Annotated in this window: 7 protein-coding genes; 5 read left to right on the forward strand and 2 right to left on the reverse strand. The window is 43.9% G+C overall.

All coding sequences use genetic code 11. The annotated features are described in order from the left end of the window. Positions 1–61 precede the first annotated feature (61 nt). Positions 62–6,028 carry an anti-phage protein ProA gene (proA, locus tag BHV72_RS01570; protein ID WP_286853780.1) on the forward strand — a complete coding sequence of 1,989 codons (5,967 nt, stop codon included), beginning with the start codon at positions 62–64 and terminating at the stop codon, positions 6,026–6,028. On the opposite strand, the gene BHV72_RS01575 is transcribed toward proA, so the two are convergent. Next, entirely contained in the window at positions 6,025–7,155 is a 1,131-nt protein-coding gene (locus BHV72_RS01575) for a retron St85 family RNA-directed DNA polymerase (RefSeq protein ID WP_022042718.1), read from the reverse strand. The genes proA and BHV72_RS01575 overlap by 4 nt on opposite strands. 202 nt (positions 7,156–7,357) lie before the next feature. Then, complete coding sequence (locus BHV72_RS01580; RefSeq protein ID WP_005677472.1) at positions 7,358–9,565, reverse strand: DUF5686 family protein; 2,208 nt, start codon at positions 9,563–9,565, stop codon at positions 7,358–7,360. A gap of 340 nt (positions 9,566–9,905) precedes the next feature. Between BHV72_RS01580 and BHV72_RS01585 the strand changes: the two genes are divergently transcribed. The 4 genes from BHV72_RS01585 to BHV72_RS01600 all read left to right on the forward strand — a co-directional run bounded on the left by BHV72_RS01585 (position 9,906) and on the right by BHV72_RS01600 (position 14,699). Further along, on the forward strand, positions 9,906–12,095 hold the full coding sequence (locus tag BHV72_RS01585; RefSeq protein WP_005677470.1) for a glutamine synthetase III family protein: 2,190 nt from the start codon (positions 9,906–9,908) through the stop codon (positions 12,093–12,095). Between the two features lie 139 nt (positions 12,096–12,234). Next, the gene (locus BHV72_RS01590) at positions 12,235–12,885 is read left to right on the forward strand and encodes a Crp/Fnr family transcriptional regulator (RefSeq protein WP_286853789.1); all 651 of its coding nucleotides are present in this window, start codon (positions 12,235–12,237) and stop codon (positions 12,883–12,885) included. Positions 12,886–12,920: 35 nt separating this feature from the next. Beyond that, positions 12,921–13,475 (forward strand): RNA polymerase sigma factor, encoded by a 555-nt coding sequence (locus BHV72_RS01595; RefSeq protein ID WP_005680171.1) that lies wholly within the window; start codon positions 12,921–12,923, stop codon positions 13,473–13,475. A gap of 66 nt (positions 13,476–13,541) precedes the next feature. After that, positions 13,542–14,699, forward strand: a complete 1,158-nt coding sequence (locus BHV72_RS01600) for a FecR family protein (protein ID WP_055256655.1) — start codon at positions 13,542–13,544, stop codon at positions 14,697–14,699. Positions 14,700–14,814 lie beyond the last annotated feature (115 nt).

The raw sequence follows: 14,814 nt of genomic DNA on the forward strand, positions 1-14,814 counted from the left end.
GACATTATATTATCTATAAATCGGGCGCAAAGGTAGAAATATTTTCTTGATTGCCAAAAGAATGCCAAAAGAAAAGATGCTTATATCCTTATTTTTTGTAATATTGCAAGTCTTAATTTATATAGCTCTAGCCATGGACGAGAGATTGGACAAAGTCAAGGTGCAATGCGACTATTTGCCGCTTATTAATTTCGCGATGCAGCAGAACGGCGCATCTATTATTCATCAGATTTCAATTGAGAACACGACACATGCTCCACTGAAAGATGTACAAGTGCAAATCACCACCGAACCGGCCTTTGGTAATTCTGTTCCAACAGTTATAGAAGCAATTCCGGCTAACGACCGGGTCTGTCTGCAAACTTTCAATCTCACCTTGTCCACCAATTATTTCACCCAACTGACCGAAAGATTATCAGGCAGCCTGAAAGTAGAAATCACGTCAGAAACGAAAGCTATATTCTCGCAAACGTATCCGATTGACATTCTCGCTTATGACCAATGGGGCGGACTCAATGTCCTGCCCGAAATGCTGGCTGCGTTCATCACTCCCAATCATGCTGTTATTTCGCCCGTCATCAAACGAGCCGCTACCATTCTGGAGCAGTGGACAGGAAATCCGTCACTGGACGAATACCAGAGCCGTAACCCGGACAGGGTAAGAAAGCAAATGGCCGCCGTCTATACTGCTATCACCGAGCAGCAGATTATTTACAGCACTATCCCGGCTAGCTTTGAGGAGTACGGGCAACGTATCCGGCTCACCGATTCCGTCCTGGCTCAGAAGCTGGGGACTTGCTTGGATATGGCGTTGCTTTACGCCTCCTGCCTGGAAGCTATCGGACTGAATGCTCTCCTCATCATCACCCGGGGACACGCCTTTGCAGGTGCTTGGCTGGTGCCCGAGACTTTCCCGGACGCTACAATTGATGATGTTTCGCTATTAACCAAAAGGACTGCCGAGGGGATTTATGACATCACGCTGGTTGAAACGACCAGCATGAACATGGGACAGCATTCCGACTTCGATGACGCAGTGAAAAGCGCAAACGGTAAACTGACCGATTCAAGCAAGTTCATCCTTGCGATAGATGTCAAGCGGGCAAGGCATTCGGGAATCCGTCCCGTACCGCAACGGGTACTGAACGGACAGATCTGGGAAATAGAAGAAGATACCGCTTTATATAATAAAGATACGGCTTATGCCACCCCGCAAAGTATCAATCCATATGATTTATCCGGCAACGAAACGCAGACGGTCATAACCAAACAACTATTGTGGGAACGACGGCTATTAGACCTAAGCCTGCGCAACAACCTGCTGAATATCCGGATTACCAAAAACACGCTTCAACTTATTCCCGCCAATCTCTCCTGCCTGGAAGACGCTTTAGCAGACGGGGAAGAGTTCCGCATCCTGCACCGTCCTTCCGACTGGGAGAATCCGGGCATGGAGTTCGGGATCTATTCTTCAATACCGGCTTCCGACCCGATTACAGATTTTGTAAATTCGGAGCTTTCCCAGAAAAGATTACGTTTTTATCTGCCGGAAAATGATTTGAGCAAAGCGCTTACCCACTTGTACCGTTCTTCCCGTACTTCTATTGAAGAAAACGGGGCGAATACGCTTTATCTCGCTCTCGGACTGCTAAAATGGTACGAGTCACCTTCCAGCGAACGTCCCCGCTATGCTCCTATCCTGCTGTTACCGGTAGAAATCATCCGTAAGTCAGCGGCCAAAGGATACGTCATCCGTTCACGTGAGGAGGAAACGATGATGAATATCACCTTATTGGAAATGCTCCGCCAAAACTTCGGGATCTCCGTCCCCGGACTGGACCCGTTGCCGACTGATGAAAGCGGTGTAAACGTCAAGCTTATCTACTCCATTATCCGAAACAGCATTAAGAACCAGCGCAAATGGGACGTGGAAGAACAGGCTATCCTGGGAATATTCTCCTTTAACAAGTTTATCATGTGGAATGATATCCACAACAATGCCAATAAACTGACTCAGAATAAAATTGTTTCGAGCCTCATCAACGGAAAGATAGAATGGAATGCCACAACTGAAGAAATAGATGCCACCTACATGGATAAGGAACTGTCTCCGGCAGATATCGTATTGCCTATTATTGCCGATTCATCCCAACTGGAGGCTATCTATGAAGCGGTACACGACAAGACTTTCATCCTGCACGGCCCTCCGGGCACGGGAAAGTCGCAAACCATTACCAACATTATCGCCAATGCTTTATACAACGGCAAACGTGTATTATTTGTAGCAGAAAAAATGGCTGCCCTCTCTGTTGTTCAAAACAGGTTGGCAGCGATCGGACTTGCTCCCTTCTGCCTGGAAATTCACTCCAACAAGACTAAGAAATCCGCCGTTATCTCACAACTTAGAGAAACGACTGAAATCATCAAACAGACTTCTCCCGAAGAATTTAAAAAGGAAGCGGAACGCTTGTTGCAACTGCGGGCGGAATTAAACGGATACACAGAAGCCTTACATAAGGAATATCCTTTCGGCATTTCTTTATACGATGCCATTATCCACTATCAATCAACAGACGGAGAGCCTTGTTTTGATATTCCGCAAAGCTATCTGGATACATTGAACAAAGAAACATTCTCCGAATGGAAAGAAGCTGTCGAAACTCTGGTAAGAACTGCCAATGCTTGCGGACATCCTTATCAACATCCGCTATCGGGAATCTCTATTGCGGAATATTCGTCTGCCATAAAGGAAGAAGCTGCCCAATTACTGAGCACTTTCATCGACTTGCTGAGCACAATTCAGCCGAAGTTATCCGTATTTCCCACACTACTGAAAGATACGGATATGCACCCCACACGCATGGATTTCCAAACGACAGCGGACATTGTCCGAAAAGTACTCGACATTCCCGAACTCACTCCCGGATTGCTGACAGCATCTTCATTGAGCGAGACTCTCGACGAATATCGCGAAGTGTCCGCTCGTGGCAGGAAACGTGATGAGATAAAAGCAACTGTAGAAACCGGATTCACCAAAGAGATTCTCGAAATAAATGCAACACAAATGCTCGCAGAATGGAACAGGGTGAGCGCCCAATGGTTTCTTCCCAGATATTTCGGACAGAAAAAAATCAAAAAGGCAATCAATCTATATGCTTTGAAGCCTGTCAAACCGGAAGCCGTCAAGCCCCTGCTCCACCAAATCATCCATTATCAGGAAGAAGCGGAATTCGTCCGGAAACACGCTGACAGGCTGCCTTCCCTGTTCGGAGGCTTCGGAAGAAGTGAAGACTGGAGCACAATTGAACAGATCATTAATGATATGGGAGTCCTCCATTCCCTTCTACTGAATTATTCGAAGAATATTGCCAAGGCAACGCAAATCAAGCAAAACCTGTCCGTGCAGCTAACGGAAGGGCTCCGGTCATTCAGAGATATGCACGCCCATTCCCTAAATGAATTATACCAACTTGCCGAAAGATTGGTAAACATTGAGAACCGGCTTTCTTCCACGCTGGGCATATCTGCCGAAACGCTTTACATGAACTCTGCCGACTGGATAAACACCGCTCTGGCAAAAGCCCGCCTCCACAAAGAAAATCTGGACAAGCTCAAAGACTGGTACCAGTGGCTCCAGGCATACCGCCAACTGGATAAACTGGGTATAGGATTCATTGCCCTGGAATATAAAGAGAAGAATATCCCGACCGACCAGCTTATCGACAGCTTCCACAAGAGTTTTTATCAGGCAGCTATCCGATATATTATCTCAAAAGAGCCGACACTGGAATTATTCAACGGCAAGATATTCAACGATATCATAGCGAAATACAAACAAATATCGACGAATTTTGAGACAATCACCCAAAGAGAGTTGTTCGCCAGATTAGCTTCAAACATTCCGTCTTTTACTCATGCAGCAATCCAGAGTTCCGAAGTCGGCATACTCCAGAAGAATATCCGCAACAATGCACGTGGCATATCTATCCGTAAGTTGTTCGACCAGATCCCCACTCTACTGTCGCGTATGTGCCCGTGTATGTTGATGAGTCCGCTTTCCGTAGCCCAATACATTGACGCAGATGCGGATAAATTCGATCTGATCGTTTTTGACGAAGCCTCACAAATGCCGACTTACGAAGCCGTAGGTGCTATTGCACGCGGCAAGAACGTAGTGATCGTAGGTGACCCGAAACAAATGCCTCCCACCAGCTTCTTCTCCGTCAACACCGTTGACGAGGATAATATAGAACTGGAAGACCTCGAAAGCATTCTCGATGATTGCCTGGCACTGTCTATTCCTTCCAAATATCTGTTATGGCACTACCGAAGCAAACATGAGAGCCTTATCGCCTTCAGCAATTCGGAATATTACGACAATAAACTAATGACCTTCCCGTCTCCGGACAACATTGAATCCAAAGTGAGAATGGTAGCAATCGACGGTTACTATGACAAAGGAAAGTCCCGCCAAAACCGGGCGGAAGCACAAGCCGTAGTAGACGAAATAGCAAGAAGATTAAGAAGTGAAGAATTAAGGCGGAAGAGTATCGGTGTTGTTACTTTCAGCGTCGTCCAACAAGCATTGATAGAAGATTTGCTATCCGACCTCTTCATCTTTCACCCCGAACTGGAAACACTTGCACTGGAAAGTGAAGAACCTTTGTTCATCAAGAACCTGGAGAATGTGCAGGGAGACGAGCGGGATGTCATTCTTTTCTCTGTCGGCTATGGTCCCGATTCCGAAGGGCGCGTCAGCATGAATTTCGGTCCGTTAAACCGGATCGGCGGAGAAAGGCGACTGAATGTAGCCGTATCCCGTGCCCGGTATGAGATGATAATCTTCTCTACTTTAAGATCGGATATGATAGACCTCAACCGGACTTCGTCTATCGGAGTGGCCGGATTGAAACGGTTTCTCGAATATGCGGAAAAAGGTACAAGGAACACACTCGGCAGCTCCCTTCCCTCTTTACCGGAAGAAACGGTATCTATCGAAAATATCATAGCGGACAAACTACGCTCTTTAGGATATACCGTACATACGGACATCGGATGTTCTGGCTATAAAATTGATATTGGAATTGTGGATCCTCAAAACACATCCAATTATCAACTAGGCATCATCTGTGACGGAAAGAACTACAAACGTACGAAAACCGCACGCGACCGTGAGATTGTCCAAAACAATGTATTGAAAGCACTCGGCTGGAACATCTGCCGCATTTGGACAATGGACTGGTGGGAGAAGCCGGATGAAGTCATTGCATCCATACAGGAAGCAATCAGCAAAGGAACCTCCGTTTCCAAACAAGAAGAACCTCGGCAGGAAGAACCAACCCGGAAAGAAACACGCAGCGAAGAACCCATAAAAGGTGGGCAAATAAAAGAAGTAACACTAAACGAGGCACCGATAAAGGAAGTATCGCTAAAGACAACACCGGTTTTCGCAAAACCGGAAATAATCTCCGCCGATATTCCCCAACGAAAGTATAACAGCACGAAAGTGAACCCGAACAAATATTCTTCGAAAGATTTCTTCGCTACGGAGAACATCCCTATTCTTATCTTTCAAATCCGGAAACTCATAGAAAACGAAGCACCCATCAGCAAATCATTACTCTGCAAAAAGGTTCTGGTCGAATGGGGAATCAGCCGGTTGGGACAACGGATAGAAGCGCATCTGGAAAAGATCTTCGACAGCCTTCACCTCTACCGTACCACATACGATGGTCTCGTCTTCTTCTGGAAAGATGAAGTACAATGCTGTCTCTATTCCGGTTACCGCCCCGAGTCCGATCGGGATGCAACAGATTTGCCACCCGAAGAGATAGCCAACGCAGTACGGCAACTATTGGCTGATTCTATCAGTCTTCCTTTGGCGGATTTGGTGAAAGCGTGCGCACAAGAATTCGGTTTCACACGTATGGGATCAAACATAGACACTGTCATGCAGAGAGGAATCAATAAAGCCATAAAAAAGAATTATGCCAAAATAGACAATGAAAAAGTAACGATTGCAGACTAATACCCTTTCTCCAAACGTTTCAAAGCAGCAATGGAATCGGATGCATAGGTATTGTCCGGTTCTATCGCCCGCCAATAGCAAAGCATTCCGATAAGCCGTTTCAGATAAGCAGGATCATGAGAGCCGATCCTGCGCTGGTGTTCTGCCAGACCTTTCGTCAGGATGAAATAAACATTCTTACGAATCTCCCTCTTTTTGCTTTTAGGAATAGTCAGCTTCACACCGGAAGCGACAGACACCCCCGTAATAATCTTCCTACTACTCTGATTCATAAAATGAGTCTTTTTATGGTTCGGCTCGAACTTCTCATCACGGATAATCCGTTTGACTTGAGGGATGATCTGCTCTTTCGGAAACACATCTCCCGAAAAGGTTAGGTCGTCGGCATAACGGGTATAAGTCAACCCGTATTCCGCAGCCAACGCTGCGAGTTTCCTGTCCATTTCGTATCCCACAATATTACTTAAAGCCGGACTTGTAGGCGCTCCTTGCGGCAAATGCCTGTGCAGGCAACACAAAGCCCCCAGTACTTTCGACACATTCTCCGGATAACCTATTTTCTTAAATGTCTGCCTCACTCTCGGGCTTCGTATAGAGCCGAAGAAATCATGAATATCCATTTTCAACACATACCGCTTACCCAAATGAGGAGCAGCATTGTCCACCACAGACCGACCGCAGCGAAAACCGACGGCTGCCGGATGAACTATCGTCACCGATGATAAAATACGCGAATAAATAGTAGATTGGATAGCCTGCAAATCCTTGTCCGGAGCAGAAATCATACGATACCCTCCGCTTCTCTTTCTCATCCAAAACTCCTGATAATGCCCGGAAACATTGTTCAATATTTCTTCCAGGCGGTTCACTTCCACTCCTAACAGAGCAGCACACCAGATTACAGCCTCTTTTTCAAATCTCGGAGTATAGGGGGCCACCGGAGTAGTAACACCCATTGCATGACGAAGCCAGGATCCTCGCTCCCATTTTGTTTTATCAACCTTTTCTTCTTTACCACCGCCTGTTGCTTTCCACCTTTTATACCCTTCTTGTCTCCTGCTCGAGGAAATCATTTTATAAATCAAAAAGCCGGTGATAATAAGTATCGTTATTAGAATTTTGTTCATTGTGCATCTGTATAAAACTAAGGAGAAGAGGATGAGTTATTTACTAAAATAAATTTAGGTATGTATACCTAGTAATTTATTTTCTAGGAAAATACCTGTGCTTATGAGGCGACTACACCTCTCTTGTGCTAAATTCTGCCCTCATCCTCTTCTACACAAAGGTAGAAAATAATTCCCGGATATCCAACCGGAACGCAGAAAACTATCGGTTAAACAACTCGAATGTAAACTTACAGCCTATCCCGCCAAACTTCCAGTTCTCGCTGCTCACAAAAACTCCAAGATCAAAGATATGCGTGCCAATGCCGTATCCCACTTCCAAATAAGGTTGAAGATGTGGCATGGAAAGGGCGCTGACATAGATCCGTTCATTTTGTACATAACGAGTATACTTCATCAAATGTCGCAGGACAAGGAACGGAGCCTCATACGTGAAATGTCCGCGTACATAACGGCGGGAGGAGTTGTACCAACGTCCGTCAAGCACCTGAAACACACCACCGATTTCATCATTCCACCCTACGGGAAGATTGTGACGTGAAAAGTTGACAAAGTCCACAAAATACAGTTCGTCCTGATTGGTGAATGCGCCGAATCCGAAGCGGTAATAGATATTACGCATCAGTCCCAAACGGATTTGATGTTGAAGGTCGAACTCTATCCTTTCATATTCCCCCGTACTTTTGAACACATCCTTTATACCCCGTTCGTAATCGACCGAGAAAGTCGGGTAGAAAGAACGGAGGTTTATCTTACGCTTTCCGTTCATGTAGTAATAAAGTCCCGGCGTCCATTCCACACGGATACGAGGGGCAAAACTGATATAGGTATTCTTGAACTTATCCATAAACTCGGGAGGCGGCATCGGATAGTCACCGGTAATAACAAAGCGGGAACGCTCCACTGCAGTTCTCTTGTGCGCCGAGAAACCGACACTTATATCCAGCCCGTTAGTAACTTCAACGCTATGGAAGAAATTGAAATATAAATCCTTAAAATAATCCAGGTGAATCAGGTCGAAATTAAAGATACTGTCCGGCATGGCTTTCAGTTCATCCAACACTTTACTGCTATAAATACGGTTACCGTTACCCACATTCAGCCGGAAGAATCCCCGCTTTTGAGGCCAATACTCAAAGTCGGCATTCAGTCCCCAATAGAACTCTTTCCGGGTGAAGTTATACCCCAGTCGAGGGACAATGCGGAGCAACTTATCGCCCCTGAAAAGGCGGTTATACCGGAAGTCCTGCCGATAGGACAACCCATTGCTACCGCTATAACTGAACAAAAGCGGATTGATAAACGGAGAGAAACGGACACTTCCGATATTGGATAAATTGAATTTATAATCTTCCAACATCAAGTCACCCATTGTTCCCCAAAAAGCCTGGCTTTTCGTTTTCTTCTGACTGACCACAGTATCGCGTCTTAACTGGTAGTCCTGATACAGTTTCTTCTCATCGTCCGCCAACGGAATAGGACGAAGTATGGCAAAAGTCGAAGCGTCTGTTTTGTAGGCATTCGTATCGCACTGCAACGAGAAAGATTCTGACAGGTTATATTTCTTCTTTTCTTTCTTACGTGTTTTCTTCTCTTTCAGTTCGATCGACTTATAATCCAAAGAAGCCGTATAGGAGCCGTCAACCTTGTTTCCCAAAAACTTAAAGAGGGCCTCCACGTCATACCGAACCGGCAGAAACTCGTCTTTCTTGCCCACTTCTCCCATTTTAATCCAGCAAGTAAAGGTAATCAGTTCCGACCGTCCCGAGAAACGTATCTCCCGTACGCTCCACACATTACTGCTGACAATCATATAACCTCCTACCAACTGATCGCTTTTCGTTTTGGGGATAAAGCGTATCCGGTAGTCAAGGTTATTGGGGTCGCCCATTACACTATCTATCCGGTATTTATAAAATTTCTGTCCGTTCTTGGCAAGAGGTGACATCAGGCGTTCATCGTTCAAAAGCGAAGCCGAGTAGATATTTACACTAAAATATTCGAGCAACCCCGGCAATCCCCTGTTTCCTCTCACTGTACCTTGCGAGGCTTTTACTTTCTGGTCGTAGATATTGGGAGCCGTATAATGAAGGTCACTGTATGTTTCGAGCATATATTCACGCACCCCTTTCTGCAAACGGAACATGGAAGGTACGTAGCGGAGAATAAAATTCTTCTTCTGGATATCCATTCTACCCTTTATATATAGATTCGCGCGATAATCGCTTACTATTGTCTCATACAAAGGGGCAAAAGTCATGACACGTTCGATAATGGAGTCAGCCGAGATCTCCGTACTGGTATAGGGATTCATTATATAATTGTTGGCTGTTCCCTTTGATATAAAAGAAAACAGGCATACTATGCATCCTATCAATATTTTAACTCTCAATCGTCGTATCTCCTTCATTAACGTAGGCAAATATAGAAAAGAATATCGAAAAGCAAAGGCAATGTGTCACTAAAAAGAGTTATCAATTAATAGTTGTTATCTACTAACAACAAACTTCCTGTTGCCCAATAATAAACTTGCTTTGAACCAACAGCAAACTTATAAAACTAAAGTTTCAATTGGTATCATCTCCTTCTATATTTTATAAAATACAAGAAAAAAGCCTACCTTCCCCACAAAAAGCAGGGGTATTTCTCAAAAAACACACTTATTTTCAAAAATACCCCTACAAAAACAGGGGTACTTTCAGAAAAAACATATAATTTTGCGCCCAGCAACCAATAAAAGTAGACTATTTATGTCAAAAATGCGTTTTTTTGCTCTGCAAGAGCTTTCCAACCGGAAACCTTTGGAAGTGACCGCTCCTTCCAACAAACTCTCTGATTATTATGGCAGCCATGTGTTCGACCGCAAGAAGATGCAGGAGTATCTTCCCAAAGAAGCTTATAAAGCGGTAATCGACGCTATCGAAAAAGGTACACCTATCAACCGTGAAATAGCCGACCTGATTGCCAACGGCATGAAAAGCTGGGCGAAGTCGCTCAACGTTACTCACTACACACATTGGTTCCAACCCCTGACGGACGGAACAGCCGAAAAGCATGACGGCTTTATCGAGTTCGGTGAAGACGGTGAAGTCATCGAACGCTTCTCCGGCAAACTGCTTATCCAGCAGGAACCGGATGCTTCTTCTTTTCCCAACGGTGGCATCCGCAATACTTTCGAAGCTCGCGGCTATACGGCATGGGATGTTTCTTCTCCGGCATTCGTTGTAGACACAACTCTCTGTATTCCCACGATCTTTATTTCTTACACAGGCGAAGCACTGGATTACAAAACTCCATTGCTGAAAGCACTCGCTGCCGTAGACAAAGCTGCTACGGAAGTTTGCCAGCTATTCGACAAAAACATCACTCGTGTATATACAAACCTGGGCTGGGAACAGGAATATTTCCTTGTTGACTCCTCCTTATATAATGCACGTCCCGACCTCTGCCTGACAGGACGGACACTTATGGGACATTCTTCCGCTAAAGATCAACAGTTGGAAGACCACTATTTCGGCTCTATCCCTCCACGCGTCACGGCATTTATGAAAGAACTCGAAATCGAATGCCACAAACTGGGTATTCCCGCCAAGACACGTCATAACGAGGTAGCACCCAACCAGTTCGAACTGGCTCCTATCTTCGAAAACTGTAATCTGGCAAACGACCACAACCAGCTTGTCATGGACTTGATGAAACGTATTGCTCGCAAGCATCACTTCAACGTGCTTCTGCACGAGAAACCTTATAGTGGCGTGAACGGTTCGGGCAAGCACAACAACTGGTCGCTTTGCACCGACACAGGCGTCAACCTGTTTGCACCGGGCAAGAATCCGAAAGGAAATATGCTATTCCTTACTTTCCTGGTGAATGTGCTGATGATGGTTTATAAGAACCAGAATCTATTGCGTGCTTCTATTATGAGTGCCAGCAACAGTCACCGCCTGGGAGCCAACGAAGCTCCTCCCGCTATTCTTTCCTGCTTTCTGGGTTCACAACTTTCGGCAACTCTTGACGAAATTGTACGCCAGGTGGGAAACGAGAAAATGACCCCAGAAGAAAAGACAACGCTGAAACTGGGTATCGGACGTATACCCGAAATTCTGCTCGACACAACCGACCGTAACCGTACCTCCCCTTTCGCCTTCACCGGAAACCGGTTTGAGTTCCGTGCCGCAGGTTCTTCTTCCAACTGTGCCGCCGCCATGATTGCTATCAACGCTGCCATGGCAAACCAGTTGAACGAATTCCGCGCATCGGTGGAAAAGCTTATGGAGGAAGGAGTAGGCAAAGACGAAGCTATCTTCCGTCTGCTGAAAGAGACAATCATCGCTTCCGAACCGATCCGTTTCGAAGGCGACGGCTATTCCGAAGAATGGAAACAGGAAGCTGCACGCCGCGGACTGACCAACATCTGCCACGTCCCGGAAGCTCTGATGCACTACGTTGACAATCAATCCAAATCCGTACTTATCGGCGAACGCATTTTCAACGAAACGGAGTTGAACAGCCGTTTGGAAGTGGAATTGGAGAAATACACCATGAAGGTTCAGATTGAAGGCCGTGTATTGGGCGACCTCGCTATCAACCACATCGTGCCGACTGCCGTGGCTTATCAGAATCGCCTGCTCGAAAATCTTCGCGGAATGAAGGAAATCTTCTCTGCCGAAGAATACGAAGTGTTGAGCGCCGACCGTAAAGAGTTGATTCGTGAGATCTCCCACCGGGTGACCTCCATTAAAATACTGGTCCGTGAAATGACCGAAGCGCGAAAAGTAGCCAACCACCTTGAAAACTACAAGGAAAGAGCATTTGCATACGAAGATAAAGTGCGTCCGTATCTCGACCAGATACGAGATCACATCGACCATTTAGAAATGGAAGTAGACGATGAAATATGGCCTCTACCGAAGTATAGGGAACTGTTATTTACTAAATAAAATGTTTTCAAGATGGAGGTGTGTCAAAATGCGCACCTTCTTTTTTTTAAGCGCAAAGCCCCGACTTTCACAAGCTGGGGCTTTGTTATTACCTAAAGATTTTGTATCTTTAGTAGATATTTCGGAACCGTTATCCGACATGTTAGCTCCTTTAAACAATGAGCAAAAGGAGTTTCTGATGAATAATTATACGATACAGACCTACAAAAAGAATGAAACCATTTATTGTGAAGGAGAAACCCCCTCTCATTTGATGTGTCTCATCAGTGGCAAAGTAAAAATCTTCAAAGATGGTGTAGGAGGAAGAAGTCAGATTATTCGCATGATCAAACCGCGGGAATATTTTGCGTACCGCGCCTACTTTGCGAAACAGGACTTCGTTACCGCTGCAGCTGCTTTTGAACCTTCCGTTGTCTGTCTGATTCCTATGAGTGCTATCACCACCTTGGTTGCCCAGAATAACGATCTGGCCATGTTCTTTATCCGCCAACTTTCTATTGACCTCGGTATCTCCGACGAACGTACCGTCAACCTGACACAGAAACATATCCGCGGACGTCTGGCTGAATCGTTGATGTTCCTGAAAGAGAGCTACGGGCTGGAAGAAGACGGTTCTACCCTAAGCATTTATCTTTCACGCGAAGATTTGGCTAATTTATCGAATATGACGACTTCAAATGCCATTCGTACTTTATCTCAATTCGCCGCAGAACGATTAATCACAATCGACGGAAGAAAGATAAAAATCATCGAAGAAGAAAAGCTGAAGAAAATAAGCAAAATTGGATAAAAAACTCTTTTATGCCAATTGCGCCGCTTTAAACAGTGAACACACATATAGAAAATATAATTGCAGACATCAAGCGTGGTAACAAACAAGCTTTCAAAAAGCTATTTGATGACTACTACCCTATTCTTTGCGTTTTCTCATTTCACTATGTTGAAGATAAAGAAGTCTGCAAAGATATTGTTCAAGACGCATTGTTGGCTTATTGGGAACGAAAAGAAGACTTCAACGATATCCTAAAAGTAAAAAGTTTCCTTTATACTGTCACTCGAAATAAATGTTTGAATTACCTCAAACACGCACAACTAGATATTCCTTTTTTTCACGGAAAAGAAGAATATGACAATGGATTTGAAGCTGAGATTATTGAGCAAGAAACATTTCGCATTGTTCGCAAAGCGGTAGAAGAATTACCTACTCAAATGCGGAATATCATCTTATATTCAATGAAAGGGTTAAAAAACAATGAAATTGCTGACAAATTGCAAATCTCAGAAGGAACTGTCCATAAGTTAAAAAAAATAGCTTATCGCAAACTCCGAGAAAGCCTAAAAGGAATTAATTACATCTTATGTCTTTTTCTATGCAAATAAAGTAACTTTTTGATTACCCCATTTTTTCATTTGGATTGTTTTATATACGAACCAATTGAAAAAATGATGGAATCATTTAAAGAAAAATTTAAGATTGCTAAAGTATTAGCCTCCATATTCACTCATTCGTCAACCTTGGAAGAGAATGAGAGTTACCATAAATGGATTAATGAGAATCCGGAACATCAAAAGATAGCCGACCGGATATTAAATCAGAGGACATATGAAGAACACTCACTGTTGATAAAGAGCTTTTCCTCACAAAAAGCATGGGAAAAGATTTATCCTCTGTTAAATGGAGAAAAAGCACCTAACCTTTTTCTGTGGAAAAGAAGTATGAGATATGCAGCCCTTATCTTACTACTCATGATACCGGCTTCCTATCCTATATATAAATGGATATCTGAAGAACCGATTAGCGAAATCAATCCCGGCACACATGGCGGAGAAGTTACATTAAGTAACGGCACTACATTCAAAATTCCGGAAGGAGCTTTACCAGAAGGGACAAGCAAGATGTTTATCATTGATTCCAAAGGTATCAATTATCAAATGCCTACCAATAAACCTCAAATAAAAGAAATCAAAAACACCCTGCAAACACTACATGGAATGGAATGTCACATAACCTTGTCAGATGGAACGAAAGTACATTTAAACGCAGAATCCCAATTGATATATCCTGTATGCTTCAGTAACGAACAACGTATTGTCCAAATCAAAGGAGAAGCATATTTCGATGTTGCTCCAGACAGTGAACATCCATTTATTGTCCAAACACCATATACCTCTATTCAAGTGACAGGAACAACTTTCAATGTCAGAGCCTATCCAGACGAGAATATTGAAAGCACTACACTTATTAATGGATCTATAAAAATTAAAAGTAAAAACGAAGATTTCGAATTAACTCCCAACCAACATTTCATTTTTGACAAGAATTCCAAAAGAAATACTGTAACCAATGTAAATACAGAATTATACACATCTTGGGAATCCGGTTCATTCATATTCAAAAATATCCCTCTTGAGAGTGTCATGTCATATCTTTCTAAATGGTATGGATTCAAATACACATTTGAAGATGATGCTGTCAAACAAGTAAAAATTGGAGCCTATCTTAATCGATATGCAAATATGAATCCGATTATTGACATGATAAAAGAACTGAACCTGGTAGATATAAAACAAAGAGAAGGCGTTCTGCATATCTCTTATAAATAATTACTAATACATTATAACTAACGCTTATGAAAAGACGAGCACATTCCTTATTCAGAGGGATATCGCGTACGAGCAGAAATATTATCAAGCTCTGCTTTTTATGCGTATTCTCTCT

The organism is Bacteroides sp. 43_46, assembly GCF_001915455.1.
Taxonomy (GTDB): Bacteria; Bacteroidota; Bacteroidia; order Bacteroidales; family Bacteroidaceae; genus Bacteroides; species Bacteroides caccae.